The sequence below is a fragment of the Amycolatopsis sacchari genome (assembly GCF_900114035.1).
GTDB classification, from domain to species: domain Bacteria; phylum Actinomycetota; class Actinomycetes; order Mycobacteriales; family Pseudonocardiaceae; genus Amycolatopsis_E; species Amycolatopsis_E sacchari.
The window spans coordinates 83,121-108,123 of record NZ_FORP01000021.1 but is presented as its reverse complement, the minus strand read 5'-3'; the positions used below and the strand labels follow the sequence as shown (position 1 = coordinate 108,123).

Below are 25,003 nucleotides of genomic sequence, written 5' to 3'. Positions count from 1 at the left end.
GTTCCTCGACGTTGTGGTCATCGGGCGGCTCCCGCCAGCATGGGTGGCATGGGAACCCGCACGGTGCTGATCGTCCTGTTCGAGGGCGTGCAGAGCCTCGACCTGACCGGGCCGCTGGAGGTGTTCAGCACCGCCAACCGGTTGCGAGGGGAGCGGGGGTACGCCGTCACGACGGCGGCCCCCGGTGGCCGTCCCGTGCACACGTCGAGCGGCCTGCTGGTCACGCCCGACGAGGACCTCGGCCGGGCCAGGGTGACGGACCTGCTGCTCGTGCCCGGCGGCGAGGGCACGCGCGATCCGGATCCTGACGTCGTCGGCTGGCTGCGGCGGCACGCGGGGGAGGCGCGGCAGGTGGTGTCCGTGTGCACGGGTGCGTTCCTGCTCGCCGAAGCCGGGCTGCTGAACGGGCACCGGGCGACGACGCACTGGGCCTACTGCGGCACGCTCGCCGGCCGCTACCCGGACGTGGAGGTGGACGCGGAGCCGATCTTCGTGCGGGACGGGCGGGTCGCGACGTCGGCCGGGGTGACCGCGGGCATCGACCTCGCGCTCGCGCTGGTCGAGGAGGACTTCGGCCGGGAGCTGGCGCTGCGCGTGGCACGGCAGCTCGTGGTGTTCCTGCGCCGTCCGGGCGGGCAGGCGCAGTTCAGCGTCCAGCTCGCGACGCAGACCGCGAGCAGCGAGCCGCTGCAGGGGATCCAGCAGTGGATCACCGAACACCCTGGCGACGACCTGACGGTGGACGCGCTGGCGCGGCGGGTGAACCTGTCGCCGCGGCACTTCGCGCGCGCGTTCACCGCGGAGGTCGGGATGTCGCCGGGCCGGTACGTCGACCGCGTGCGGCTGGAGGCCGCGCGACGGCAGCTCGAAGACACGACGGACGGGGTCATGCACATCGCGCACCGGTGTGGTTTCGGCACACCGGAAGCGATGCGGCGCGCGTTCCTGCGCACGCTCGGCGTCGGCCCCGCCGAATACCGCCGCCGGTTCCAGTCCGGCCTACGGAGGGAAAGAGATGCAGATCGCCATCCTGCTGTATGACCGCCTCACGGCGCTCGACGCCGTCGGACCGTACGAGGTGTTCAGCCGGATCCCGGAGGCGCAGGTCGTCTTCACGGGTGAGCGCACCGGTCCCGTGCGCACTGACATCGGCAGCCTCGGGCTGGTGGTGGACGCGCCGCTGGAGGAGGTGACGCGGCCGGACATCGTGGTGGTGCCGGGCGGACCGGGCCAGACGGCGCTCATGGCCGACGGCCCGGTGCACGAGTGGCTGCGGGCGGTGGACGCGACGAGCACGTGGACGACCTCGGTGTGCACGGGCTCCCTGATCCTCGGCGCGGCGGGGTTGCTGAAGGGGAAGCGCGCCACGTCGCACTGGCTGGCGCTGGAGCAGCTGCCCGCGCTGGGCGCGACGCCGGTGAGCGAGCGCGTGGTCTTCGACGGCAAGTACGTGACCGCGGCGGGCGTGTCGTCGGGCATCGACATGGCGCTGACGCTGGCGAACCGCTTGGGCGGGGATTTCCTGTCGCAGGCCGTGCAACTGGGCATCGAGTACGACCCCCAGCCACCCCACGACGCGGGCAGCCCGGCGAAGGCCCCGGCGGAGGTGGTGGAGTTCCTCCGCTCGCGGAGCCGCTTCGTGCTGGAGGGGGCGGAGTAGGGGTTAGCGGGCGTCGAACTCGTACACCACCCAGGGGCCGCCGGGCTCGTCATGCGCGGGCACCTCGACGAAGCCGCACTGCGCGACGAGGCGGCGCGAGGGGACGTTGTCCGGGCGGATCACCGCCCGTACGGTCACCACCTCCGGCGCCCTGACCGACCGCGCGAGCAGCTGCTTCAGCGCGGCACGTGCGTAGCCCTGGCGGCGGTACTCGGGCTCGACCCCGTAGGTCACCTCGACGCGGCCCGCGGGGTCGGGCAGGTCGTGAAAGCCTGCCCGGCCCACGACCAGCTGCCGGTGCTCGTCCCAGATCACGTGTGCCAGCCACGCGGCGGCGCGTGGGTCGGCGTCCAGGCGGGCCCGTGCCCGCCCCCAGCCCGGCACCCACTCCGGCCGCCCGAAGAACGGCGGCAGCGGCACCGGAACCGAGCGGGCTGCCCCAGCGAAATCCCCCTCGGCGAGGGCGCGGATCGCGACTTCGCCGAGGGGCAGCAGCCTTACGCCGCTCACTCGCCGCGGCGGGAGACCAGCGTGATCGACTCGCCGGGTTCGAGCACGCGCAACCGCTCGCTCAACCCCGCGTTCGCGAACGCCTTGCGCACAGCGTCGGGGCCTTCCGTGAAGTGGCCCCAGCCGCGGGTGTGCAGCGGGATCACGATCTTCGCGTTCAGGATGCGCGTCGCCTCGGCGGCGAGTTCGCTCGTGAGCGTCAGTGGCGCGCCGTCGAACAACGAGGTGCGTGCCGCGCCCGCGAACAGCAGCGCCACGTCCACCGGACCGACCCGGCGCGCGATCGCCCGCACCTGGTCCAGCGAAGCGTTGTCACCCGACACGTACACCGACGGCACGTCCCGCCCGCGCAGCACGAACCCGATCACCTCGCCCGTCACGCCCTCGGCCCCGGCCGGGCCGTGTTGCGCGGGCACGGCGATCACCTGCAGCGAACCCAGGTTGATCGCGGCCCACGGCGGCAGGCCCTGCGCGGTCCCGCCGAGCCGGCGCGCGCCGCTCACCGTGGTGAGCGTCAGCAGGATCCGCCCGACGAGGTCACGCCCCGCCGGGTCGAGGTTGTCCGCGTGCTGGTCGTGCGACAGCAGCACGGCGTCGACCGGCTCCAGCGACTCGAGCGGCACCGCGGGCCCCTCGGTCTTCGTCAGCGTGCGTCCCGGCCCGGTCTCGTACTCCCCGGCGGGGCTGAACGTGGGGTCGGTGAGCAGCCGCCGGTCGGCGATCTCCAGCAACGCGGTCGGCCCACCGACGAACGTCACCCGCAGCTCTCCGGTCATGACAGGAACAACCGTTTCGGCATGGCGATCCTTCCCCTCACGGCGCCGACTGGCGCCGCGAGCTGACGACCCCGGTGTTGAAGCCCGCGAGGTGCAGGCCACCGGCGAACCGCGCGTGCTCGATCTTCACGCACCGGTTCATCACCACGTCCAGTCCGGCCTCGGTGGCGCGTCCGGCCACCGGCTCGTGCCACAGGCCCAGCTGCAGCCACAACGTGCGCGCCCCGGCCTTGATCACCTCTTCCGCGACGTCCGGCAGGTCGGAGTGCTTGCGGAACACGCTCACCAGGTCCACGTCCGGCACGTCCGCCAGCGACGCGTACACCGGCTGCCCGAGCAGCGTCTTCAGCCGCGGGTTGACGAAGTTCACCCGGTACCGGCTGGACGACAGCAGGTACGTCGCGACGAAGAAGCTCGGCCGCGCCGGGTTGTCCGACGCGCCGATGATCGTCACCGACTTCGTCCGGCGCAGGATCGCCTGCCGTTCCCGCGCGGTCGGCGCCGTCCACGACACCGCACCCTCCGACCGCACCGCCCCGGCCGGAACACTCGTCTCCAGACTCATGCGGCCTCCCGTCGGACGCGGCAAGCCGCGGCAGTGTCCTTTGCCAGCATGGTGTTCGATGATTCGGACCTGCAAGCAGTCCTCATGCCTTCACCGCCGCAGCCAAAGCCTGGTCGATGTCCCAGCAGATGTCCTCGACGTCCTCCAGACCGATCGACAGGCGGATCAGGTCCGGCCCCACGCCACCGGCCTCCAGCTGCTCGTCGGACAACTGCTGGTGCGTCGTCGACGCCGGGTGGATCACCAGCGTGCGGGCGTCGCCGACGTTCGCCAGGTGGGACAGCAGCTCCACCGACTCGACGAACTTCTCGCCCGCCGCCCGGCCGCCCTTGACGCCGAACGAGAACACCGCGCCCGGCCCGAGCGGCAGGTACTTCTTCGCGCGCTCGTGGTGCGGGTGGTCGGGCAGGCCCGCGTAGCTCACCCACGCCACGCGCTCGTCGGCGGCCAGGAACTCCGCCACCGCCTGCGCGTTGCGCACGTGCGCGTCCATCCGCTGCGGCAGCGTCTCCACGCCCTGCAGCAGCAGGAACGCCGAATGCGGCGAGAGCACCGCGCCGATGTCACGCAGCTGCTCGGCGCGCAGCCGCGTGCAGAACGCGTACTCGCCGAAGTTCTCCCAGTACTTCAGGCCGCCGTAGGAGGGCACGACCTCCGTCATCCGCGGGAACTTGCCGTTGCCCCAGTCGAACTTCCCCGACTCGACGACGACGCCGCCGAGCGTGGTGCCGTGCCCGCCGAGGAACTTCGTCGCCGAGTGCAGCACGATGTCCGCCCCGTACTCGATCGGCCGGCACAGGTACGGCGTCGCGAGTGTGGCGTCGACCACCAGCGGGATGCCGTGGGCGTGCGCGAGGTCGGCCAGGCCGGAAATGTCCGCTATGCCGCCGCTCGGGTTGCCGATGACCTCGGTGTAGATCAGTTTCGTGCGGTCGGTGATCGCCGCCGCGTACGCGTCGAGGTCGTCCCCCGGTACGAACGTCGTGTCCACGCCGAACCGGCGCAGCGTGCCGTCGAGCTGGGTGACCGTGCCGCCGTAGAGCCCGCTGGCCGACACGATGTGGTCCCCGGCCTCGGCGAGCGCGGCGAACGTGAGGAACTCGGCCGCCTGCCCGCTGCTCGTCGCGACCCCGCCGATACCGCCTTCCAGGCTCGCGAGCCGCTCCTCGAAGGCGGCCACCGTCGGGTTGCCGATGCGGCTGTAGATGTTGCCGTACTTCTGCAACGCGAACAGGTTGGCCGCGTCGGCCGCGTCTTCGAACACGAAGCTCGTCGTCTGGTAGATCGGGACCGCCCTGGCCCCCGTCGCCGGGTCGGGGGTGCCCCCGGCGTGCAGGGCACGGGTGCGGAAACCCCAGCTGCGCTCACTCACCCCTGGGACGTTACCCAGGATTTCCCCGGCAGGCCAAGGTTCCCGGCCGTTGGAAGTGGGTAGTTGCCCTGCCATGACGAACTTCCAGTCCGCTCCAGGAGGCACTTTCCCGCTCGGCGGCGACCTGCCCGTGCACCGGCTCGGCTACGGCGCGATGCAGCTCACCGGCCCCGGCGTCTGGGGCCCGCCGGCGGACTCCGAAGGCGCCGTCGCCGTGCTGCACCGGGCCGTCGAACTCGGCGTGAACCTCATCGACACGGCCGATTCCTACGGGCCGTCGGTGGCCGAGGAGCTGATCCGGGAGGCGCTGTACCCGTACCCGGACGACCTGGTCATCGCCACCAAGGCGGGGCTGCTGCGGACCGGTCCCGACGAGTGGGTGCCGTGCGGCCGCCCGGCGTACCTGCGGCAGCAGCTCGAAATGAGCCTGCGCCGGCTCGGGCGGGACCGCATCGACCTGTTCCAGCTGCACCGCGTCGACCCCGAGGTCCCGCTGGCGGACCAGGTCGGTGAGCTCAAACTGCTGCGGGACGAGGGCAAGATCCGGCACATCGGACTGTCCGAGGTGAACGTCGACCAGCTGGAACAGGCGCGCGAGGTGGTCGAGATCGTCAGCGTGCAGAACCTGTTCAACCTGGCGGACCGGCACAACGAGGCCGTGCTGGAGCACGGGGAGGCCGAGGGCATCGCCTTCATCCCGTGGTTCCCGATCGCGACCGGTCAGCTCGCCCAGCCCGGCGGTGTGCTGGAGCAGGCGGCCAAGGAGCACGACGCGACGCCCGCGCAGCTGGCGCTGGCGTGGCTGCTGCGGCGGTCCCCGGTCATGCTGCCGATCCCGGGCACGCGTTCGGTGGCGCACCTGGAGGAGAACGTCGGCGCCGCGGACGTGGAGTTGACCGACGAGGAGTTCGCGTCACTGTCCGCGCTGGGCGAAGGCTGACCGCAGGCGCCGCTCGCGCTCGGCGGGGGTCTGCCGCGGGCAGCTCAGGCACTTGTCCTGCCGGGTGGCGAGGTAGATGAGGCAGCACGACGCGCGCCGGACGACCGTCGTGCCGTCCACGTCGGTGTAACGCGGCTTCGGCAGGCCGATGGCGGTGGCGAGCGGTTCCGCGAGCGCGGGCGCGCCGTTCCACAGTAGACGGTTGGCGATCGAGTCCGTCGCGATCGCGCGCAGTGCCGGGGCGCGGGCGCCGGTCACGTCGGCGAGTGCCGCGACGACGGACTCGATCATCCCGGCGAACGCCGTCGCGACGTCACCGGTGAGCCGCCGTGCGGAGTGCGCGGCGACGAGGCTGCCGTCTTCGAGCAGGTCCAGGCTGAGCGCGTCGAGCGCCGGGTCGAGGAGCGGTTCGGCCCTCGCCAGCGTTTCCAGCGTCGGGGCGACCAGCACGGACGACGCCGAGTACCACCAGATCGTGCCGAGCACGTCCGGCGCCGCGCAGCCGTAGCGCCGGGCGGCGAGGCCGATCTGCGCGCGCAGCCACGCCCGGTCTTCGATGCGTGCCGCCGGGACGGCGATCACGGCAGCCGCCGGTATTCGGACAGCAGGAAGGACGCGGTCACGTCGAGCGGCTCGGTCACGTCGCCGAGCCGCGTCAGCCGTTCGGGGTGGTGGGCGTTGGGGCCCATCAGCACCGCGCGCCGGACGTCCACAGGGGACAGTGTGAGCCGCTCGGTGTGCTCGGTGCGGGACACCGGTGCGAAGTGCCCGGCCAGCGCCGCGTCGAGCCGCTCCTCCTTGCGCCCGTCCACCTCCAGCAGGTCTGCCACCGACGCCAGCTCCCGCAGGTGCGCCGGCTGCGGCGACACCACGAGCAGGCGCCCGCCGGGCCGCAGCACGCGGGCGAACTCCGCCCCGTTGCGGGGTGCGAACACGTTCAGCACCAGCTCCGCCGAACCGCTCGCGACCGGCCACGGCTCCCACAGGTTCCACACCGCGGCGCCGATGCGCTCGTGCGCCCGTGCCGCGCGCCGCAACGCGAGCGCGGACACGTCCAGGGCCAGCCCGTGTGCCCCGGAGACCTCGTCCAGCACCCGCGCGAGGTGGTAACCGGTGCCCGCGCCCGCGTCCACCACGAGTTCCGGCCGCAGCTCCGCCGCGCGGCGCGCCAGCGCGTCCGCGAGCCCGGCGTAGTGCCCCGCGCCGAGGAACTCGACCCGCGCCGCGACCATCTCCGCGGTGTCGGCCGTGCCCGACGGGACCTTCGCGTGCAGGAGGTTCACGTACCCCTGTTTCGCCAGGTCGAAGGCGTGCGCACGGGCGCAGCGCAGGGCGCGGCCGGTCAGCTCGACGGGATCGCCGCACACCGAGCACCGCAGCGCGGCGACGACGGGAGCCGGAAGCGTCATTGCTCCATCTCAGCACGCGCCCGCCGCCCGTCACGCACGGTATCTGACGACGACGTTTCGTGAATGGACACCACGACCTCGGCGGCGGGAAACCTGGTCGTAACACTCGCGCCCGGACAGTTCACGTCGGTGAAACGTCCGATGCGGTCCGGTGAAACACCCGAATTCAAAACTCCCGGGCAATATCTCGAGCCGGGAGGAAGATGTGCTGAACGCAGGAGACACCGCATGGGTGTTGGCCAGCGCCGCGCTGGTCATGCTCATGACACCAGGGCTGGCGTTCTTCTATGGCGGCATGGTTCGCGTGAAGAGCGTCCTGAACATGCTCATGATGAACTTCATCTGCTTGGCGATCGTGTCCGTGCTGTGGGTCCTCTACGGGTTCGGGGAGACGTTCTCGACCGACGCGTTCAGCGGCCTGATCGGCAACTTCCACCACGCCGGTTTCGCGGACACGTGGGGCCAGCTCGCCGGGTTCGCCACGGCGGCCACCAGCACGAGCCCCGCGGTCGCGTGGCCGGGCGCCGACGCGCTGCCGGTGCTCGCGTTCGCCATGTTCCAGCTGATGTTCGCGATCATCACCCCCGCGCTGATCTCCGGTGCGATCGCCGACCGCGCCAAGTTCTGGGGCTGGGCCCTGTTCGTGGTCCTGTGGGTGACGATCGTCTACTTCCCGGTCGCGCACTGGGTGTTCTCGTTCGACGGCTTCATCGGCCCCGACTCGGCCGGTGGCTGGATCGCCAACAAGCTCAAGGCGCTCGACTTCGCGGGCGGGACGGCGGTGCACATCAACGCCGGTGCCGCGGGTCTCGCGCTCGCGATCGTGCTGGGCAAGCGCAAGGGCTGGCCGAAGGACACCGGACGCCCGCACAACGTGCCGTTCGTCCTCCTGGGCGCCGCGTTGCTGTGGTTCGGCTGGTACGGCTTCAACGCGGGCTCGGCCCTGTCCGCCGGTGACCTCGCCGGCGTCGCCTTCACCAACACCACCGTCGCCACCGCGGCCGCGGTACTGGGCTGGCTGCTCGTCGAGCAGCTCCGCTTCGGCAAGCCGACCACGCTGGGTGCCGCGTCCGGTGCCGTCGCCGGTCTCGTCGCGATCACCCCGGCGTGTGGTTTCGTCACCCCGCTCGGCGCGATCGCGATCGGGGTCATCGCCGGTGCCCTGTGCGCGCTGGCGATCAGCCTGAAGTACAAGCTCGGCTTCGACGACTCGCTCGACGTCGTGGGCGTGCACCTGGTCGGCGGTCTCGTCGGCACCCTGCTGATCGGCTTCTTCGGCACCACCAAGGTCAACTCGCTCGGCGCGGACGGCCTGTTCTACGGCGGTGGCCTCGGGCTGCTGGGCAAGCAGGCGGCCGCGGCCGTCACGGTGATGGTCTACTCGTTCGTGATCACGCTCATCCTCGGCTTCCTCATCAAGGCCGCGGGCGGCTTCCGCGTCAGCACGGAGGACGAGGTCAGCGGTATCGACGAGGCGCAGCACGCGGAGAGCGCCTACGACTTCGGCGGGTCCGTCCTCGGTGGCCACAGCGGTGCCACCCCGGCGGCGGTCGCCTCGGCCAAGGACGGCGCGGCACTGGAAGGGAGCAAGGCATGAAGCTGATCACCGCCATCGTCAAGCCGTTCACGCTCGACGACATCAGGGCCGCGCTGGAGCAGCTGGGCGCGCTGGGCATGACCGTCAGCGAGGTCCAGGGCTACGGCAGGCAGAAGGGCCACACCGAGGTCTACCGCGGCGCCGAGTACGCCGTGGACTTCGTGGCCAAGCTCCGCGTCGAGGTCGTCACGGACGACGCGAACGTGGAGAAGGTCATCGAGGCGATCGTCAACGCCGCGCACACCGGCAAGATCGGTGACGGCAAGGTGTGGGTGACGCCGGTCGAGACCGTGGTCCGGGTTCGCACCGGCGAGCGCGGCACGGACGCGCTGTAGGCGCGGATGGTTCTCGGGGGGGAACTCGCGCAGGCCGCGAACCGGCTGCTGGAAGGTCGCCACGGCCGGCTCGGCGCCGCCGCACTGCGGGCGGCACTGGTGGACCTGTACGAGTTCTGGCTCAGCAAGGCCGCGGCGGCGGCCGGCGTCGACACCGCTGAACCCGGTGTCGCGCTGGTCGCCGTCGGCGGCCTCGGACGGCGCGAACTGGTGCCGTTCTCCGACCTCGACCTGGTGCTGGTGCACAACCAGAACCCCGGTGTCGCCGAAATCGCCGACGCGCTGTGGTACCCGCTGTGGGACGCGCGCATCGGCCTCGACCACTCCGTGCGCACCCCGGCCGAAGCGCTGCAGGTGGCGTCGGAGGACCTGCGGACCGCGATGGGCCTGCTCGACGCCCGCCACCTCGCGGGTGACGAGCAGCTCGCGGACCGGCTCATCACCGCGGCGCGCGACCAGTGGCGCCGCACGGCCCGCAAACGCCTGCCGGACCTGGCGGAGTCGACCCGCAAACGCTGGCAGCGCAGCGGGGAGATCGCCCAGTCCGCCGAGCCGGACCTCAAGTACGGCAAGGGCGGGCTGCGGGACCTCGGCGTGCTGGACGCGCTCGCCGCGGCCCAGCTGACCGACCGCCCCGGCGAGGAGCTGCGCGCGGCGAAGGAACTGCTGCTCGACGTGCGCACCGAGATGCGGCGTGAACTCCGGCGCGACCGGGACGTCCTTGGCGCGGTGGACGCCGAGCTGGTGGCCGCCGAACTCGGTTTCGGTGACCGCTTCACGCTCGCCCGCAAGCTCGCCGGTGCCGGCCGCACGGTCGGCTACGCCGTCGAGGTCGCCCTTCGGTCCACTGTGGACCAGCCGAAGGGCAGGTTCGGGCGGCGCCCCAGCCGCACCCCGCTCGACGAGGGCGTGGTGCTGCACGGCAGCGAGGTGTCGCTGGCCCGCGACGCCGTGCCCGCCAAGGACCCGGGCCTGTTGCTGCGGGTCGCGGCCGCCTCGGCACGGACCGGAGCGCCGATCGCGCACGGCACGCTGCGCACGCTCGCCGACTCCGCACCGGAACTGCGCACCCCGTGGCCGCCCGACGCGCGTGACGCCCTCACCGAGCTGCTCGGTGCGGGCGACGGGCTCGTCGACGCGGTCGAGGCGCTGGACCGCACGGGTCTGTGGGCGCGGTTGTTCCCGGAGTGGGGCGCGGTGCGTGACCTGCCGCCGCGCGAGCCGGTGCACGCGTGGACCGTGGACCGGCACCTCGTGCAGACGTGCGTGGAGGCGGCGAAGCTGGCCACCACGGTGTCGCGGCCGGACCTGCTGCTGCTCGGTGCCCTGCTGCACGACATCGGCAAGGGCCGCGAGGCCGACCACTCGGAGCTGGGTGCGGCGATCTCGGCGCAGGTGGCCCGGCGGATCGGCCTGTCCGAGCCCGACGCCTCGACGGTGTCGGCGATGGTGCGGCACCACCTGCTGCTGGCGCACACCGCCACCCGGCGGGACATCGAGGAGCCGGGCACGGTCGCGCGGGTCGCCAAGACGCTGGACAACGACGTCGTCCTGCTGGAGCTGCTGCACGCGCTCACGGAGGCCGACTCGCGGGCCACCGGGCCGGGCGTGTGGACCGACTGGAAGGCGGGGCTGGTCGCGAACCTGGTGAGCCGCTGCCGGCACGTGGTGCAGGGCAAGGGTTTCGCGCCGCCGGAGCCGCTCGACGCCGAGCAGCGGGAGCTCGTCGCCACCGCCGTGCGCACCGGTCGCGGGGAGGTGTCGATCAGCTCGGAGGGCAACCTGGCGAAGGTCGTGCTCGCCGTGCCCGAACGCGTCGAGCTGCTCGCGCCGGCCGCCGGGGTGCTCGCGCTGCACTCGCTGGAGGTGCACACGGCGGTGCTGCGCAGCTCCGGCAACGGCCGCGCGGGGATCTTCACGGCCTCGCCGAAGTTCGGTTCGCTGCCGGATCCGGCGTTGCTGCGGGAGCAGTTCTCGCGGGCGGTGTCGGGCGGGCTCGCGCTGGAGCAGAAGCTGGCCGCGAAGGAGCGGGACTACTCGTCGCCGGTGCGGATCGTGGCGAAGCCGAAGGTGCTGTGGTTCGACGACGAGACCTCCGGCGCCAGCACGGTCGTGCTGGAACTGCGGGCGCAGGACCGGATCGGCCTGCTGCACCGGGTCGCGGCCGCGTTGCAGGCGTGCGACGCGGAGGTGCGCTGGGCGAAGGTCGCGACGCTCGGCGGGGCGGTGGTGGACTCGTTCGCCGTCGCGCCGAGGGGTGCGCCGCTGGACCAGACGTGGCGGCGGCGGGTCGAGCGGGCGGTGCTGGCGGCGGCGTCCTGATCGGTGTCGGGCGGGCGGCGCGGGCCGCGGCCCGGGATCGTGCGGCCGCGGCCTCCCGCCCCAGCCGGGTCGCGGGCGCGAGCGGTCCCGGACGGATTCGGGGAGCGGCCGGGGTGTCGCACGGGCGTTCGGTGATCGCGATGGCAGGATGGCCGCCATGCCGGAGATCGAGCCGACGGTCCTGCCGTCCACCGTGGCCGCTTCCCACCTCCGCGCCTGCGCCGCCGAACTCGACAACGCCGACGAGGTGGAGCTGGGTGAACTGGCCACGGTGATCAGCGATCTGGTGAACGGGCAGCGGCTGCTGTCGAGCGCGCTGGCCCGGCTCGCGGAGCGGGTCGAGGACGGGCGCTCGGGCGTGCTCGCGGCGGCGCCCTCACCGGAGGTCGGCGCGTTGTCGCAGGTGCTCCAGGCGGCGGCGGGTGCGTTCGGCTATTCGGCGGACGCGTTGGCGGAGAGCCAGCCGTTCGCCCAGCTCGCGGCCGAATTCGCCGGGCCGAACACCCGTTTGTAGCAAGAATTGCGAGCTGGTGTTCGCTACGCTGTTCGAATGCGGACCGTGTGGAAAGGCACCATCGGCTTCGGCAGCTCGGCGATCCCGGTGAAGGCCTACAGCGCCACCGAGGACCACAGCACCGGGCTGCACCAGTTGCACGCGGTGGACGGCGGGCGCATCCGCCTCAAGCGCGTGTGCGAGGTGGACGGTGCCGAGATCCCGCAGGAGGAGGTCGGCCGGGGCTACGTGCTGCCGGGCGGTGACGTCGTCGTGCTGTCCGAGGACGAGCTGGCCGACCTGCCGTTGCCCACGGCGCATTCGATCGAGATCTGCGGGTTCGTCCCGCCGGGCCAGCTGGATCCGCTGTACTTCCTGAAGAGCTACTACCTAGAGCCCGAAGTGGCCGGCACCAAGCCGTACGTGCTGCTCAGTGAAGCGCTGCAGCAGGCCGACCGGCTCGCGATCGTGCGGGTCGCGTTGCGGCAGAAGGAAACGCTGGGCGCGCTGCGCGTGCGCGGGCAGGTGCTGATGCTCGACACGCTGCACTGGCCGGACGAGGTGCGGGCCCCGGATTTCCCGTTCCTGCACGAGGACATGGACATCCACACGGCACAGGTGCGGGCCGCCGCCAACATCATCGAGAACCTGTCCGGCAATTTCGAACCGGCGCGCTACGCGGACAGGTATTCGGCGGCGCTGCAGGAGCTGATCCAGGCGAAGGTCGAGGACCGCGAGGTACTGCGCCCGACGGCGGCGATCCAGGACGCGGGTGTCGAGGCGTTGCTGGACGCGTTGCAGGAGACGGCGCAGGAGCGCACGGACACCGACCAGGCCACGTCGCCTGCGGTGAAACGCGCCAAGGCGGCGGCGAAGAAGGCGGCGGAGGCCAAGGAAGGCGCCAAGAAGGCGGCGTCGAAGGCCCGCTCCGCGCCGAAGTCGAAGCGCTGAAAAAAATCTTGGAAAAGTCGCGTCACGGGGTTCTCCGTGCCGCGTCACCCCTGCGCGTGCGAACGAAGCCGCGGGAAACCTGAGTAGATCTACGCAGCGCTACTTGGGGGTCTTCACGCTGCCGGGCGCACCCCGGGACCGGGCAGGCTAAGGCCATCGCGTCGGAGACGGCGAAGGCCATCTCGCCAGGTACTGGGGGTCCGGCGAGCGGAAGCCCACCCGCTTTCGACGCGACCATGCGGGTGGCTCGGCGAGGGGGCGAGCCACCCGCATGAGTATTTCCGGGGGTTTTCAGGCTCGTGGTCCGGGTTTCTCGGCTCCGCACCCCACCTCGCTGCGGCTCCCGGCTCCGACTTCGCGCCCTCGGAGGCCGCCGCCGCGGGGCTCCCGGCCCGCCACCGTCGCAGGCCTCCGCCCGATCCGGCCCGCCGCCCCGCCACCGCCGGGCCCGCCGCCCGTCGTCGGGCACCCGCCCCGCCACCCGCCGCAGGCCTTCGCCCGATCCGGCCCGCCGCCCCACCACCGTCGGGCCCGCAGCCCGTCGTCGGGCACCCGCCCCGCCGCCGCCGGGCCTGGCCTCCGCCCTCAGCCGCCGGGCACCCGCCCCGTCACCCGCCCCGGCGCAGCCAACCCTCGCCACCCGCCGTCGGTCCGCCCCGCCGCTCGCCGCCGCTCGCCGCCGCTCGCCGCCGCTCGCCGCCGCTCGCCGCCGCTCGCCGCCGCTCGCCGCCGCTCGCCGCCGCTCGCCGCCGCTCGCCGCCGCTCGCCGCCGCTCGCCGCCGCTCGCCGCCGCGCCTGCGCGCCGCCAACCCCCCACCGCCGAGCCCGCCCCCATCCCCGGCCACCCCCCAAACCCCACCCCTCAACTGTCCGCGAGCCGCATCATCACCTTCGCCGCCAGGCGGAGCAGTTCCCGCTCCGTCTCCGTCAGCGTCTCCGCCATCGCGGCGGCCAGCCACCGTTCGCGCTCTTCGCTGTAGTCCCGCAACGCCGTCCGCCCCTGCTCGGTGATGTCCAGCAGCGACCGCCGCCGGTCGGCCGGGTCGGGCCGCCGCGACACGAGCCCGTCACGCTCCATCGCCGCCAGCACGCGCGTGAGCGACTGCGGCTGGATCTTCTCCCCGTCCGACACCTCCTTGGGTGTCTGCGTGCCCGCCCGGTACAGCCGCGAGAGCACGGCCAGCACCAGCGTGCTCTCCCCGCCGCGTTCGGCGCGCATCCGCCAGTTCAGCCTGCCGACCCCCTCCCGCACGACGCGGGCGAGGTCGGGGTCCGGATCCGCCATGCACCACACCCTACGAGGAACCCCGGACCAATCGGGCGTAGCGCCCACCCAGTGCCAGCAGTTCCGCGTGCTTGCCCCGTTCCACGATCCGCCCGCGGTCGAGCACCACGATCTGGTCCGCGTGCTCCACTGTGGACAGCCGGTGGGCGATGGCGATCGTCGTGCGCTGCGCCGCCAGGCGGTCCAGCTCCGCCTGCACCGCCCGCTCGGTGCGGTTGTCGAGTGCGCTCGTCGCCTCGTCGAGGACGAGGATGGGCGGGTTGCGCAACAGGATCCGCGCGATCGCCATCCGCTGCTTCTCCCCGCCGGAGAACCGGTAGCCGCGCTGGCCCACCACCGTGTCGTACCCGTCGGGCAGCGCGGCGAGCGTGTCGTGGATGTGCGCCGCGCGGGCGGCCCGTTCGATCTCCTCGTCAGTCGCGTCCGGTTTCGCGAACCGCAGGTTGTCCCGCACGCTCGCGTGGAACAGGTACGTCTCCTGCGAGACCAGCCCGACCGCCCCGGCCAGCGAGGCCAGTGTCACGTCCCGGACGTCGACGCCGTCGATCAGCACCGAGCCCTCACTCGGCTCGTACAGGCGCGCCACCAGGTACGCCAGCGTCGTCTTGCCCGAGCCCGTCGCGCCCACGAGCGCCGTCGTCGAACCGGCGGGGATCTCCAGGTCGATGTCCCGCAGCGTCCAGTCGTCCCCGTACCGGAACGAGACCCCGCGCAGGCTCACCGCACCCTCCCGGACGGTCAGCTCCCCGGCGCCCGGCCGGTCCGCGATCTCGGCGGGCAGGTCCAGCACCTCGAAGATCCGGCCGAACAACGCGGTCGCGGCCGACACGTTCTGCCCCACCGACTGCAGCGCGCTCGCCGGCGCGACCAGCCGGTTGAGCATGCTGGTGAACGCCACGACCGTGCCGAGCGAGGCCGGGCTCGCGCCGTGTGCCAGTGCCATCCCGGTGATCCAGTAGACGATCGCGGGCACGCAGGTCAGGCAGATCCGCCGTGACGCCAGCTGCCAGCGCCCGGCCAGCGCCGACTCCCGTTCCAGCCGCGAGATCTCCGCCGACTCCCTGGCGAACCGCTCGCGCAGCTCCCGCTCGCCGCCCATGGTCTTCGCCAGGAGCACCCCGGCGACCGACAGAGACTCCTCGACCATCGTGGTCAACCGCGCGAGCCGGGTCTGCCGCCCGCGGGCCAGTGCCCGGCGCTTGGTGCCCAGCCGCAGCGTGAACAGCAGGAACACCGGCACCGTGACCAGTCCGAGCAGCGCCAGCTGCCAGTTCATCACCAGCAGCGCGACGGCGATCGCGAGCGTCGTGATCCCGTTCTGCGCGATGGTGGCCGCGGTCGTGTTGACGACGTTGTCCACGCCACCGATGTCGTTGAACACCCGTGACAGCACCTCGCCGGTGCGCGTGCGGGTGTAGAAGGCCAGCGACATGCGCTGGAGGTGCTCGTAGACGCCGACGCGCAGGTCGTTCATCACCCGCTGGCCGATGGTGTTCGCGACGCCGGTGGTCGTCACGCTCATCGCGCCGCTGCCGACGGAGGAGGCGATCATCCCGGCCGCGAGCAGCGTGAGCAGGACGGTGTCGCGGTGGGGGAGCGCCGTGTCGAGGATCTCGCGCAGGAAGAACGGTGCGGCCACCCCCAGCGCGGCCTGCACGGCGATGAGCCCCAGCAGCCCGGCCATCGCCCACCGGTAGGGCCGGAACAGGGCGACGATCCGGCGCAGCGGGACGCGGTGTTCCGCATCCTCGACGAGTGAAGTCATACACATGAGCGTACTAATCGCTGCAAGGTATTTGCCCAACAGAGCCAATCAAGAGCGCGGATAACTACGCATATGAGTCTTATCGACTCGGCGACGGTTCGCGGCACCCGCAGGTCGGGCACGGCGGGCGGCTACCCTGGTCTGCGGAGCAACCACGACCAGCTGGAGCGTGCACACCCGTGTTCGACACCCTCTCCGACCGGCTCACCTCCGCCCTGCAGAACCTGCGGGGCAAGGGGAGGCTGACCGACGCCGACATCGACGCCACCGCGCGCGAGATCCGCATCGCGCTGCTGGAGGCCGACGTCGCGCTGCCCGTGGTACGGGAGTTCATCGCGCAGGTCAAACAGCGCGCGAAGGGCGCCGAGGTCTCGGGCGCGCTCAACCCGGCCCAGCAGGTCGTCAAGATCGTCAACGAGGAGCTCATCGCGATCCTCGGCGGCGAGACGCGGCGGCTCAACCTCGCCAAGAACCCGCCGACGGTGATCATGCTCGCCGGTCTGCAGGGTTCCGGTAAGACGACGCTCGCGGGCAAGCTCGCCCTGTGGCTGAAGAAGCAGGGGCACGCGCCGCTGCTCGTGGCCTGTGACCTCCAGCGCCCGAACGCGGTCACCCAGCTCCAGGTGGTCGGCGAGCGGGCCGGCGTGCCGACCTTCGCGCCCGAGCCGGGCAACGGCGTCGGCGACCCGGTCGACGTCGCGCGCCGCGGTGTCGCCGAGGCCAAGCACGCGCAGCACGACGTCGTCATCGTCGACACCGCGGGCCGCCTCGGTGTCGACGAGGAGCTGATGCGGCAGGCCGCGGACATCCGTGACGCGGTCGAGCCCGACGAGACGCTGTTCGTCGTCGACGCGATGATCGGTCAGGACGCGGTCACCACGGCCGAGGCGTTCCGCGACGGCGTCGGGTTCACCGGCGTGGTCCTCACCAAGCTCGACGGTGACGCGCGCGGTGGTGCGGCGCTGTCCGTCCGGCAGGTCACCGGCCAGCCGATCCTGTTCGCCTCCAACGGCGAGAAGCTCGAGGACTTCGACACCTTCCACCCGGACCGGATGGCCAGCCGGATCCTGGGCATGGGTGACCTGCTCACCCTGATCGAGCAGGCCGAGCAGGCCTTCGACCAGGAGCAGGCGGAGAAGGCGGCGGCGAAGCTGGGCACCGGCCAGCTGACGCTGGAGGACTTCCTGGAGCAGATGCTCGCGGTCCGCAAGATGGGCCCGATCGGCAACCTGCTCGGCATGCTGCCGGGTGCCGGCCAGATGAAGGACCAGCTGGCCCAGGTCGACGACAAGCAGCTGGACCGGGTGCAGGCGATCATCCGCGGCATGACCCCGGCGGAGCGCGCCGACCCGAAGATCATCAACGGCTCGCGGCGGCAGCGCATCGCGGTCGGGTCCGGCGTGACGGTGCGCGAGGTCAACGACCTGGTCAACCGGTTCTTCGAAGCCCGCAAGATGATGCAGCAGATGGCGGGCCGGTTCGGCTTCGGCGGCGGCAGCGCCACCAAGCGCAAGAACAAGAAGGGCAAGAAGGGCAAGGGCAAGGGCCCGACGCAGCCCAAGGTGCGGGGCGGGTTCCCCGGCGGCATGCCGATGCTGCCGCCCGGTGGCGGCGGGATGCCCGACCTGTCCCAGCTCGGTGGCGGCATGAACGACGTGCCCGGGTTCGACCCGTCGAAGTTCAAGCTGCCGAAGAACAAGTAATGCACCTGCGGGGTGTCGTCCTGCCCTCGGACGAGGAGCGGGACGTCTGGATCAGCGACGGCAGGCTCACGTTCGAGCCGGTGGCCGACGCGCCGACCCTGGTGTCCGGCGGTTTCCTCGTGCCGGGTCTGGTCGACGCGCACTGCCACCCGGCGATCGGCGTGCACGGACCGGCCACTGTGGACGAAGCGATCGCGAACGCGCTCGTGGACAGGGACGCCGGCACGCTGCTGATCCGGGACTGCGGGCAGCCCATCGACACCCGGCCGCTGCAGGAGCGCGCCGACCTGCCCCGCATCATCCGCGCGGGCAAGCACCTGGCGCTGCCCAAGCGCTACATCCCCGGCCTCGGTCTGGAACTGGACTCGCCGGACGACCTGCCCTCAGCGGTGGCGGCGCAGGCCGCTGACGGCGACGGCTGGGTCAAGCTGGTGGGGGACTGGATCGACCGCTCCGCCGGTGACCTCGCCCCGCTGTGGCCCGACGACGTCCTCGCCGAGGCGGTCAAGGTCGCGCACGAGGCGGGCGCCCGCGTCACGGCCCACGTCTTCGGCGAGGACGCGTTGCCGGGTCTGCTCGCCGCCGGGATCGACTGCCTGGAGCACGGCACCGGCCTGACCCCGGACCTGCTCGCCGAGATGGCCCGCCGGGGCACCGCGCTCGTGCCGACGTTGATCAACATCGAGAACTTCCCCGGTATCGCGGACAAGGCGGGCAAGTACCCGGTGTACGCGGCACACATGCGTGCCCTGCACGCGGGAGTGGGCGACATGGTCGCGGCCGCGCTGTCGGCGGGCGTTCCCGTCTACGCGGGCAGCGACGCCGGTGGCATGGTCGAGCACGGGCGTCTCGTCGACGAGATCGAGGCCCTGTGGCGCGCGGGCATGTCACGCACGGAGGCGCTCGCCGCGGCGTCGTGGGCGGCGCGGGAGTGGCTGGGCCACCCGTCGCTGACCGAGGGCGCCCCCGCCGACCTCCTCGTCTACGACCGCGACCCGCGCGAGGACCTGTCCGTCCTGCGCCATCCCCGCCACATCGTCCTGCGCGGAGCCCTCATCCGGTAAGGCCGGTCGCCGATCCTTCTCATTTCCGATCAGGATCCGGCCGCGGGAGTTAGCTTCGGTCCGTGCGATACCAGAAGCCGGTCCCGGCCCGTTTCGTCAGCTGCGTCAACACAGGTGTCCTGCGGCTGCGTTCCTCGCCCCGCTGGGGCAACCTGATGAACAGGCGTTTCACGGTGATCACGTACACCGGCCGCCGCTCGGGCGGCACCTTCAGCACCCCGGTGGCGTACCGGCGGACCGGTGACGTCGTGACGATCAGCGTGCAGCTGCCGGAGCGCAAGAAGTGGTGGCGCAACTTCACCGGCGAGGGCGGCCCGATCTCGCTCGAACTGGACGGGATCCAGCGCACCGGCCACGCGACCGCCCGGGCCGACGAGAAGAACCGCGTCACGGTCACGGTGCGCCTGTCAGGCGAGGACGCCGCTGCGCGGTGAGGAGTCGGCCGGGGAGCGGCCGACGCACTCCGGGCAGGGGCAGTGCGGGCACCCGAGCGAATGCGGCCGCTCCGGCGCCGTCGTGGTGACCGCGCACAGCAGGCACGTCATCTCGCCGTCGAGCGAGATGACCTCCTCGTACGGCACGGGAGCCATCCGGTCCTCGGCGTCGATCTGCTTGTGCGGGGAGCCGACCGCGAGGATCACGTGGTCGGTGATCGCGCCGACGGCGTGGGGCACCGCGCCTTCCACCAGGTACACCTGTCCCGCGCGGGTTTCGTGGATCCGCCCCGCGTAGGTGATCGTGCCGATGCCCGCCACCACCACGAGCACGTGGTGCCCGGGGTGGGTGTGCGGCACGAAACCGGACCCGCCGGGCAGGCGCAGCAGGTCCGCGCCGACCGCACCGTTGGTCACGAGCGCCTGCCCGCTGGCGTCGGGCGCGCCGTGGATGCGCGTGGGGCGGCCGTCGTGGCCGATGGTCAGCTCCGTGTGCTCCTCGGCGATGAGGCTTTCCGCCCAGGTGACGATGTCCAGTGGCATGGCGGCCCTCCCTTGGGTGAACCCGTCCACCATCGCGTGCGGGAGGTCCCCGGTGGAAAGAGGCGAGTTCTCCCCGCGTTGACGATCGCTCACGCCCCGGGTTCGATTGGTCGCGGGGCGCCACCTAGCCTGGGCGCCGTGGAAGGGGGCACCGGGGTGAACCAGCGCAGCCGCACCCGAGCCCACTGGGGTTTCCCGGCGTTCTTCACCGGCCTCGGCCTGTACTACCTGGTCACGCTCGGTATCACCGCGCTGCGCTCGGGACGGCCCACGGCGGACCCGCTGGAGCTGCTGGACGTGGGTCCCGTGCTCCTGCTGGCGTTCCTGCCGACGGTGCTGCTCGGCCTGCCCCCGGTGCTCGCCGCCCGCCGGCACGGCGAGAGCTTCGGCCTCGTGCCCACCCCGCGGGACGTCAAGGTCGGCCTCGCGTGCGGCGCGGCGGCGGTCGGCATCGGCTACCTGCTCAACCTCCTGCTGCTCGGGCTGTACGGCACCGACCGGGTGTCCGACGGCCCGCTCTCGGACCTCGCGCGGAGCGACGGCGACGCCACGCTCTGGCTCGCGCTGGCGGCGCTCGTGGTCGTGGTCGCGACTCCACTGGCGGAGGAACTGCTGGTCAGGGGCGCGCTCTGGCGAGCGCTGGACCGGCACGGCCTCCCGCCGTGGGTGGTGCTGGTGCTGACCGCGCTGGTCTTCGCGTACCTGCACGGCGAGCCGACGCGCACCGTCGCGCTCGTCGCGCAGGGGGTCGCGATCGGCTGGGCGCGGCTGCGCACCGGCCGGGTGGGGGCGAGCCTGGTCGCCCACGCGGTCAACAACCTGCCTCCGGCGTTGCTGCTGTTCACGGGCTCCTGACCGGTATGGCGATGGGGACTAGGCTCGGCAGGTGGTTCGGACGGACGGGACGGAGGAAACGGGTGACGGCGACGCAACCGGACGAACCGCTGGACTCCGTCGACCTGCCGGAAACCCCGCCGGCGCCGAAGCACCGCTGGGGGTTCGGGGCCTTCCTCGTCGTCGAGGCGGTGCTGCTCGCCTCGGCCGCGTTCGTCAGCGTGCTGCTCGGCCCGGCCCCGCCGGGACGGCCGACGCCGCCGCGTGACGTCCTGATCGGCACGATCACCCCGACCGTCCTCGCGGCGCTCGTCGCGGTGCTGTTCACCGTCTGGCGGGGCAACGGGCCGCGCCTCGACCTGCGGCTGGACTGGCGCTGGGCCGACGTCCGGCTCGGCCTCAAGCTCGGGGTGCTCGGCCTGGTGCTGACCACCGTCAGCGCGTTCGTCTGGACCAGGGCCGTGGGCGAGCACAACGCCACGTCCGCGATCACCGCGCTGGTCGAGGACCAGCCGATGTCGGTGACCTCGGCGATCATCATGTTCTGCTACCTCTGGCTGCTCGGCCCCATCTGCGAGGAGGTCATCTACCGCGGCCTGCTGTGGGGCGCGGTCGAGCGGCTGCAGTGGGGTGCGGAGAAGTGGGGCAGGCTCGCGGCCTTCCTGCTGTCCACGGCGGTGTTCGCCGTGAGCCACCTCGAACCGCTGCGCACGACGCTGCTGCTGGTGATCGCGGTCCCGATCGGCCTGGCCAGGCTGTTCACCGGCAGGCTGCCCGCCGCGATCGTGGCGCACCAGATGAACAACTTCCTCCCGGCGCTGGCCCTCCTGCTCACCACACTGGGCGTGCCGACCCTCTAGTGCACCGGCCGGGAGGCGTCTGGCAGAATTGACGCTTGCCCGCTCCGGCCGGTCCCTCTCACCGTGCCGTGGCGACCCCAAAGCTTCGGGTATTCGTGTCCGTTTCCCCACTCGGATCGTGACCCGGCACCAGCGAGCACCGAGAACACCAAGGAGTACCCACACCCGTGGCCGTCAAGATCAAGCTGCAGCGCCTCGGCAAGATCCGTGCGCCGTACTACCGCATCATCGTCGCCGACGCGCGCACCCGCCGGGATGGCAAGGCCATCGAGACGATCGGCAAGTACCACCCGAAGGAGGAGCCGAGCTTCATCGAGGTCGACTCCGAGCGCGCCCAGTACTGGCTGGGTGTCGGCGCGCAGCCGACCGAGCCGGTGCAGCGCATCCTCGAGATCACCGGTGACTGGCAGAAGTTCAAGGGCCTGCCGGGTGCCGAGGGCACGCTGAAGGTGCGTGAGCCGAAGCCGTCGAAGCAGGAGCTGTTCAACGCCGCGCTCGCGGCCGCCGGCGAGGAGCCGTCGACCGACGCGACCACGCCGAAGAAGAAGGCCCCGAAGAAGGCCGACGACGAGGCGGGCAAGGAAGAGGCGTGAGCTTCCTCGCCGACTCCCTCGAACACCTGGTGCGCGGGATCGTCGACAACCCGGACGACGTCCGGGTCGAACTGATCACCACCCGGCGCGGCCGCACGCTCGAGGTGCACGTCCACCCCGACGACCTGGGCAAGGTCATCGGCCGGGGTGGCCGCACCGCGACCGCGCTGCGCACGGTGATGGGCGGCATCGGTGGCCGCGGCGTCCGCGTGGACGTCGTCGACACCGATCGCTGACCGCGCGGCCGTGGAGGTCGTGGTCGGGCGGATCGCGAAGTCGCACGGGGTCCGCGGCGAACTCGCCGTGGACGTGCGCACCGATTCGCCCGAGGAGCGGTTCGCCGCGGGTGCCGTGCTGACCGCGCGGCACCGCGACGGCCGCACCCGTGAGCTCACCATCGCGGCCGCCCGCCCCCACAGCGGGCGGCTGCTGGTGACGTTCGAGCAGATCCGGTCCCGCGAGGAGGCCGACGCCGTGCGCGGCGTGCTGCTGCTCGCCGACACCGCCGACCTGCCGCCCACGGACGACCCCGACGAGTTCTACGACCACGAGCTCGAAGGGCTGCGTGCCGAGCTGGCGGACGGCACGGTCGTCGGCGCGGTGCAGGAGATCGTGCACGCGCCCGGCGGCGAGCTGCTGTCGCTGGACCGCGAGGGCCGGACGGTGCTGGTGCCTTTCGTGCGGGAGATCGTGCCCGTCGTCGACGTGGCCGGGGGCCGGGTCGTGCTCGACCCGCCCGAGGGCCTGCTCGACGACACCGACTGAGTGGGGGCGGCCATGCGGATCGACGTCATCACGATCTTCCCCGAGTACCTGGACCCGCTGCGGGCGGCGTTGCTGGGCCGCGCCATCGAGCGCGGCCTGATCGAGATCGGCGTGCACGACCTGCGGAACTGGACGCACGACGTGCACCGCGCCGTGGACGACGCGCCGTACGGCGGCGGTCCCGGCATGGTCATGAAGCCCCAGGTCTGGGGCGACGCGCTGGACGAGGTGTGCGGCGAGGCCACGCGCCTCGTCGTGCCCACCCCCGCCGGCCGCCCGTTCACGCAGGAGATGGCCCACGCGTACGCGCGGGAGGAGCACCTGGTGTTCGCCTGCGGCCGCTACGAGGGCATCGACCAGCGCGTGATCGACGACGCGGCGCGCCGCATGCCGGTGGACGAGGTGTCGATCGGCGACTACGTGCTGGTCGGCGGCGAGGCCGCGGTGCTGGTGATGGTCGAGGCGGCGGTCCGGCTGCTGCCCGGCGTGCTGGGCAACCCGGTGTCGGCCGAGCAGGACTCGTTCTCCGACGGCCTGCTCGAAGGCCCCAGCTACACGCGCCCCGAGGTGTGGCGCGACCTGGCCGTGCCGGAGGTGCTGCGCTCGGGCAACCACGCGCTGATCGACCGCTGGCGGCGCGACCAGGCGCTGGAGCGCACGGCGCGGCGGCGGCCCGATCTCCTCGACCGGCTGCCGGAAGGTAGCCTTGATGCGCGCGACCTCGCCGTGCTCGACCGCGTGCGCGGGGAGCAGCGGCAGGCCGGGTGACCCGGTCGCGGTGGCGTCTGGAATACTTGACGTTTGGCACGCCGTTTCCCGGTGTGCCCCATGAGCCCCCGGGTCGATCGCTGCCGAGCAGGTGCGCGCCCGGAAACACGGAGAACTGACGAAGGACGAGGACGGAATCCCGATGAACACCCTGGACGCCCTGGACGCTCAGTCGCTGCGTTCCGACATTCCGAACTTCCGCCCGGGTGACACGCTGAAGGTGCACGTTCGCGTCATCGAGGGAAACCGCGAGCGCAACCAGATCTTCCAGGGCGTGGTCATCCGCCGGCAGGGTGGTGGCATCCGCGAGACCTTCACCGTGCGCAAGGTTTCGTTCGGCGTCGGCGTTGAGCGCACCTTCCCGGTGCACTCGCCGAACATCGCCAAGATCGAGGTCTTCAAGCGCGGTGACGTGCGGCGCGCCAAGCTGTACTACCTGCGCGAGCTGCGCGGCAAGGCGGCCAAGATCAAGGAGCGGCGCGAAGCCCCCACTGCCTCCTGATCGGGGTCCTAGTAGCCTGGCGACGTGGTTGAGCCTGTGCCCTCGAGTGCTGCCGAGGACGAACCGGAACGTGCCGAAAACGGCGAAAACGCGGAAACGCGCGCAAATCGGAAGCGCCGTAACCGCAAGGCCAAGAAACAGCGGTCGTTCTGGGTCGAACTGCCGATCCTGATCGTGGTCGCGCTCGTGCTGGCCTTCGTTTTCCAGCAATTCTTCGCGCGCGTCTACACGATTCCGTCGGCTTCGATGGAATCCACGCTGCACGGGTGCACGGGCTGCTACGGCGACAAGGTGCTGGTCGACAAGATCACCTACGACTTCACCGACCCCGGTCCTGGTGACGTCGTGGTGTTCAAGGGCCCGGCGCCGTGGCTGGAGAACGACGTGCCGACCCAGCGGTCGGACAACCCGGTCGTGCGGTTCTTCCAGGACATCGGTTCGGTGTTCGGGCTCGCCCCGCCGGACGAGCGCGACTTCGTGAAGCGGATCATCGCCACCGGCGGGCAGACCGTGCAGTGCTGCGACGCGCAGAACCGCGTCGTGGTCGACGGCAAGGCGCTCAACGAGCCGTACATCCACTGGGTGGATCCGGACAACCCGCGCCAGGACGAGTTCCCGCCGGTCAAGGTGCCGCAGGGTGACGTCTGGGTGATGGGCGACAACCGCAACGACTCGTGTGACTCGCGCTGCCAGGGCGGCGGTGGGCTCAACGGTGTCGTGCCGGTGGAGAACATCATCGGCAAGGCGCGGATCATCGTCCTGCCGCCGAGCCGCTGGGGTGGCGTGAGCGACACGAACCCGCAGGAGAACGCGCAGCCGGCGGCGCTGAGCCTGAGCGCCGCGAGCTGGCAGCAGGGTGTGCCGCTCGCGGTGGGCGCGGTCGGGGCGTGGCCGGCGGTCGCGTTGAGCCGCAGGGTCGGTTCCGGTGTGCGCAGGGCGGTCAAGCGAAAGCGGTAG

Annotated in this window: 29 protein-coding genes; 19 read left to right on the top strand and 10 right to left on the bottom strand. The window is 72.0% G+C overall.

What is annotated here, in order from left to right:
* Positions 1 to 48 precede the first annotated feature (48 nt).
* A complete protein-coding gene (locus BMZ92_RS27955; RefSeq protein ID WP_091513517.1) occupies positions 49 to 1,041 on the top strand; it encodes a GlxA family transcriptional regulator in 993 nt (330 codons plus the stop codon).
* Positions 1,016 to 1,660, top strand: a complete 645-nt coding sequence (locus BMZ92_RS27950) for a DJ-1/PfpI family protein (RefSeq protein WP_091513516.1) — start codon at positions 1,016 to 1,018, stop codon at positions 1,658 to 1,660. Before BMZ92_RS27955 ends, BMZ92_RS27950 begins: the two co-directional genes overlap by 26 nt.
* A 3-nt stretch (positions 1,661 to 1,663) precedes the next feature.
* Here the strand turns inward: BMZ92_RS27950 and BMZ92_RS27945 are convergent, their stop codons facing one another.
* From BMZ92_RS27945 to BMZ92_RS27930, 4 genes are all read right to left on the bottom strand, one after another.
* Positions 1,664 to 2,170 (bottom strand): GNAT family N-acetyltransferase, encoded by a 507-nt coding sequence (locus tag BMZ92_RS27945; protein WP_091513513.1) that lies wholly within the window; start codon positions 2,168 to 2,170, stop codon positions 1,664 to 1,666.
* Positions 2,167 to 2,946, bottom strand: coding sequence for an MBL fold metallo-hydrolase (locus BMZ92_RS27940; RefSeq protein ID WP_091513511.1), 780 nt, complete (start codon positions 2,944 to 2,946; stop codon positions 2,167 to 2,169). Before BMZ92_RS27940 ends, BMZ92_RS27945 begins: the two co-directional genes overlap by 4 nt.
* Positions 2,947 to 2,983: 37 nt before the next feature.
* Entirely contained in the window at positions 2,984 to 3,511 is a 528-nt protein-coding gene (locus BMZ92_RS27935) for a CoA-binding protein (RefSeq protein ID WP_091513508.1), read from the bottom strand.
* An 82-nt stretch (positions 3,512 to 3,593) separates the two neighbouring features.
* Positions 3,594 to 4,883, bottom strand: coding sequence for an O-acetylhomoserine aminocarboxypropyltransferase/cysteine synthase family protein (locus tag BMZ92_RS27930; protein WP_091513506.1), 1,290 nt, complete (start codon positions 4,881 to 4,883; stop codon positions 3,594 to 3,596).
* A gap of 73 nt (positions 4,884 to 4,956) precedes the next feature.
* On the opposite strand from BMZ92_RS27930, the gene BMZ92_RS27925 reads away from it, so the two are divergent.
* Positions 4,957 to 5,823, top strand: a complete 867-nt coding sequence (locus BMZ92_RS27925) for an aldo/keto reductase (protein WP_091513504.1) — start codon at positions 4,957 to 4,959, stop codon at positions 5,821 to 5,823.
* Here BMZ92_RS27925 and BMZ92_RS27920 read toward each other — a convergent pair.
* Complete coding sequence (locus tag BMZ92_RS27920; protein WP_091513590.1) at positions 5,797 to 6,402, bottom strand: (2Fe-2S)-binding protein; 606 nt, start codon at positions 6,400 to 6,402, stop codon at positions 5,797 to 5,799. The genes BMZ92_RS27925 and BMZ92_RS27920 overlap by 27 nt on opposite strands.
* Positions 6,402 to 7,232, bottom strand: a complete 831-nt coding sequence (locus tag BMZ92_RS27915; protein ID WP_091513502.1) for a putative RNA methyltransferase — start codon at positions 7,230 to 7,232, stop codon at positions 6,402 to 6,404. Before BMZ92_RS27915 ends, BMZ92_RS27920 begins: the two co-directional genes overlap by 1 nt.
* Positions 7,233 to 7,437: 205 nt before the next feature.
* On the opposite strand from BMZ92_RS27915, the gene BMZ92_RS27910 reads away from it, so the two are divergent.
* The 5 genes from BMZ92_RS27910 to ku all read left to right on the top strand — a co-directional run bounded on the left by BMZ92_RS27910 (position 7,438) and on the right by ku (position 12,930).
* Positions 7,438 to 8,829 (top strand): ammonium transporter, encoded by a 1,392-nt coding sequence (locus BMZ92_RS27910; RefSeq protein ID WP_177228895.1) that lies wholly within the window; start codon positions 7,438 to 7,440, stop codon positions 8,827 to 8,829.
* Positions 8,826 to 9,164 carry a P-II family nitrogen regulator gene (locus BMZ92_RS27905; RefSeq protein WP_091513500.1) on the top strand — a complete coding sequence of 113 codons (339 nt, stop codon included), beginning with the start codon at positions 8,826 to 8,828 and terminating at the stop codon, positions 9,162 to 9,164. Before BMZ92_RS27910 ends, BMZ92_RS27905 begins: the two co-directional genes overlap by 4 nt.
* A 6-nt stretch (positions 9,165 to 9,170) precedes the next feature.
* Positions 9,171 to 11,486 (top strand): [protein-PII] uridylyltransferase, encoded by a 2,316-nt coding sequence (locus tag BMZ92_RS27900; RefSeq protein WP_091513497.1) that lies wholly within the window; start codon positions 9,171 to 9,173, stop codon positions 11,484 to 11,486.
* 157 nt (positions 11,487 to 11,643) lie between these two features.
* Positions 11,644 to 12,000 carry a hypothetical protein gene (locus tag BMZ92_RS27895; RefSeq protein WP_091513494.1) on the top strand — a complete coding sequence of 119 codons (357 nt, stop codon included), beginning with the start codon at positions 11,644 to 11,646 and terminating at the stop codon, positions 11,998 to 12,000.
* A 36-nt stretch (positions 12,001 to 12,036) separates the two neighbouring features.
* Positions 12,037 to 12,930 (top strand): non-homologous end joining protein Ku, encoded by an 894-nt coding sequence (gene ku, locus BMZ92_RS27890; RefSeq protein ID WP_091513491.1) that lies wholly within the window; start codon positions 12,037 to 12,039, stop codon positions 12,928 to 12,930.
* A 608-nt stretch (positions 12,931 to 13,538) separates the two neighbouring features.
* On the opposite strand, the gene BMZ92_RS37575 is transcribed toward ku, so the two are convergent.
* The 3 genes from BMZ92_RS37575 to BMZ92_RS27875 are packed head-to-tail and all read right to left on the bottom strand — an operon-like array spanning position 13,539 to position 15,980.
* Complete coding sequence (locus tag BMZ92_RS37575; protein ID WP_177228894.1) at positions 13,539 to 13,739, bottom strand: hypothetical protein; 201 nt, start codon at positions 13,737 to 13,739, stop codon at positions 13,539 to 13,541.
* A gap of 53 nt (positions 13,740 to 13,792) precedes the next feature.
* Positions 13,793 to 14,215, bottom strand: a complete 423-nt coding sequence (locus tag BMZ92_RS27880) for a MarR family winged helix-turn-helix transcriptional regulator (protein ID WP_091513488.1) — start codon at positions 14,213 to 14,215, stop codon at positions 13,793 to 13,795.
* 10 nt (positions 14,216 to 14,225) lie between these two features.
* Entirely contained in the window at positions 14,226 to 15,980 is a 1,755-nt protein-coding gene (locus tag BMZ92_RS27875) for an ABC transporter ATP-binding protein (protein WP_245783292.1), read from the bottom strand.
* 179 nt (positions 15,981 to 16,159) lie between these two features.
* Between BMZ92_RS27875 and ffh the strand changes: the two genes are divergently transcribed.
* The 3 genes from ffh to BMZ92_RS27860 all read left to right on the top strand — a co-directional run bounded on the left by ffh (position 16,160) and on the right by BMZ92_RS27860 (position 19,181).
* The gene (gene ffh / locus BMZ92_RS27870; RefSeq protein ID WP_091513484.1) at positions 16,160 to 17,683 is read left to right on the top strand and encodes a signal recognition particle protein; all 1,524 of its coding nucleotides are present in this window, start codon (positions 16,160 to 16,162) and stop codon (positions 17,681 to 17,683) included.
* Positions 17,683 to 18,747, top strand: a complete 1,065-nt coding sequence (locus BMZ92_RS27865) for an amidohydrolase family protein (protein WP_091513482.1) — start codon at positions 17,683 to 17,685, stop codon at positions 18,745 to 18,747. Before ffh ends, BMZ92_RS27865 begins: the two co-directional genes overlap by 1 nt.
* Before the next feature lie 62 nt (positions 18,748 to 18,809).
* Positions 18,810 to 19,181: a nitroreductase/quinone reductase family protein gene (locus BMZ92_RS27860; RefSeq protein ID WP_091513480.1), complete on the top strand. Its 372-nt coding sequence runs from the start codon at positions 18,810 to 18,812 to the stop codon at positions 19,179 to 19,181.
* On the opposite strand, the gene BMZ92_RS27855 is transcribed toward BMZ92_RS27860, so the two are convergent.
* On the bottom strand, positions 19,155 to 19,724 hold the full coding sequence (locus BMZ92_RS27855) for a cupin domain-containing protein (RefSeq protein ID WP_091513478.1): 570 nt from the start codon (positions 19,722 to 19,724) through the stop codon (positions 19,155 to 19,157). The two genes, BMZ92_RS27860 and BMZ92_RS27855, sit on opposite strands and share 27 nt — an antisense overlap.
* A gap of 138 nt (positions 19,725 to 19,862) precedes the next feature.
* Here BMZ92_RS27855 and BMZ92_RS27850 point away from each other — a divergent pair, with 138 nt between their 5' ends.
* The 8 genes from BMZ92_RS27850 (at position 19,863) to lepB (ending at position 25,003) form a co-directional block, all read left to right on the top strand.
* Positions 19,863 to 20,579: a CPBP family intramembrane glutamic endopeptidase gene (locus BMZ92_RS27850; protein WP_245783291.1), complete on the top strand. Its 717-nt coding sequence runs from the start codon at positions 19,863 to 19,865 to the stop codon at positions 20,577 to 20,579.
* A gap of 62 nt (positions 20,580 to 20,641) precedes the next feature.
* Positions 20,642 to 21,418: a CPBP family intramembrane glutamic endopeptidase gene (locus BMZ92_RS27845; RefSeq protein ID WP_245783290.1), complete on the top strand. Its 777-nt coding sequence runs from the start codon at positions 20,642 to 20,644 to the stop codon at positions 21,416 to 21,418.
* 167 nt (positions 21,419 to 21,585) lie between these two features.
* Positions 21,586 to 22,011 carry a 30S ribosomal protein S16 gene (gene rpsP, locus BMZ92_RS27840; RefSeq protein WP_091513470.1) on the top strand — a complete coding sequence of 142 codons (426 nt, stop codon included), beginning with the start codon at positions 21,586 to 21,588 and terminating at the stop codon, positions 22,009 to 22,011.
* Positions 22,008 to 22,247, top strand: a complete 240-nt coding sequence (locus BMZ92_RS27835; protein ID WP_020671256.1) for an RNA-binding protein — start codon at positions 22,008 to 22,010, stop codon at positions 22,245 to 22,247. The genes rpsP and BMZ92_RS27835 overlap by 4 nt, the downstream gene beginning before the upstream one ends.
* Positions 22,248 to 22,257: 10 nt before the next feature.
* On the top strand, positions 22,258 to 22,776 hold the full coding sequence (gene rimM, locus BMZ92_RS27830; RefSeq protein WP_091513585.1) for a ribosome maturation factor RimM: 519 nt from the start codon (positions 22,258 to 22,260) through the stop codon (positions 22,774 to 22,776).
* Between the two features lie 12 nt (positions 22,777 to 22,788).
* Entirely contained in the window at positions 22,789 to 23,544 is a 756-nt protein-coding gene (gene trmD / locus BMZ92_RS27825; RefSeq protein ID WP_091513583.1) for a tRNA (guanosine(37)-N1)-methyltransferase TrmD, read from the top strand.
* A gap of 142 nt (positions 23,545 to 23,686) precedes the next feature.
* The gene (gene rplS, locus BMZ92_RS27820; protein WP_091513469.1) at positions 23,687 to 24,046 is read left to right on the top strand and encodes a 50S ribosomal protein L19; all 360 of its coding nucleotides are present in this window, start codon (positions 23,687 to 23,689) and stop codon (positions 24,044 to 24,046) included.
* 24 nt (positions 24,047 to 24,070) lie between these two features.
* A complete protein-coding gene (gene lepB / locus BMZ92_RS27815; RefSeq protein WP_091513465.1) occupies positions 24,071 to 25,003 on the top strand; it encodes a signal peptidase I in 933 nt (310 codons plus the stop codon).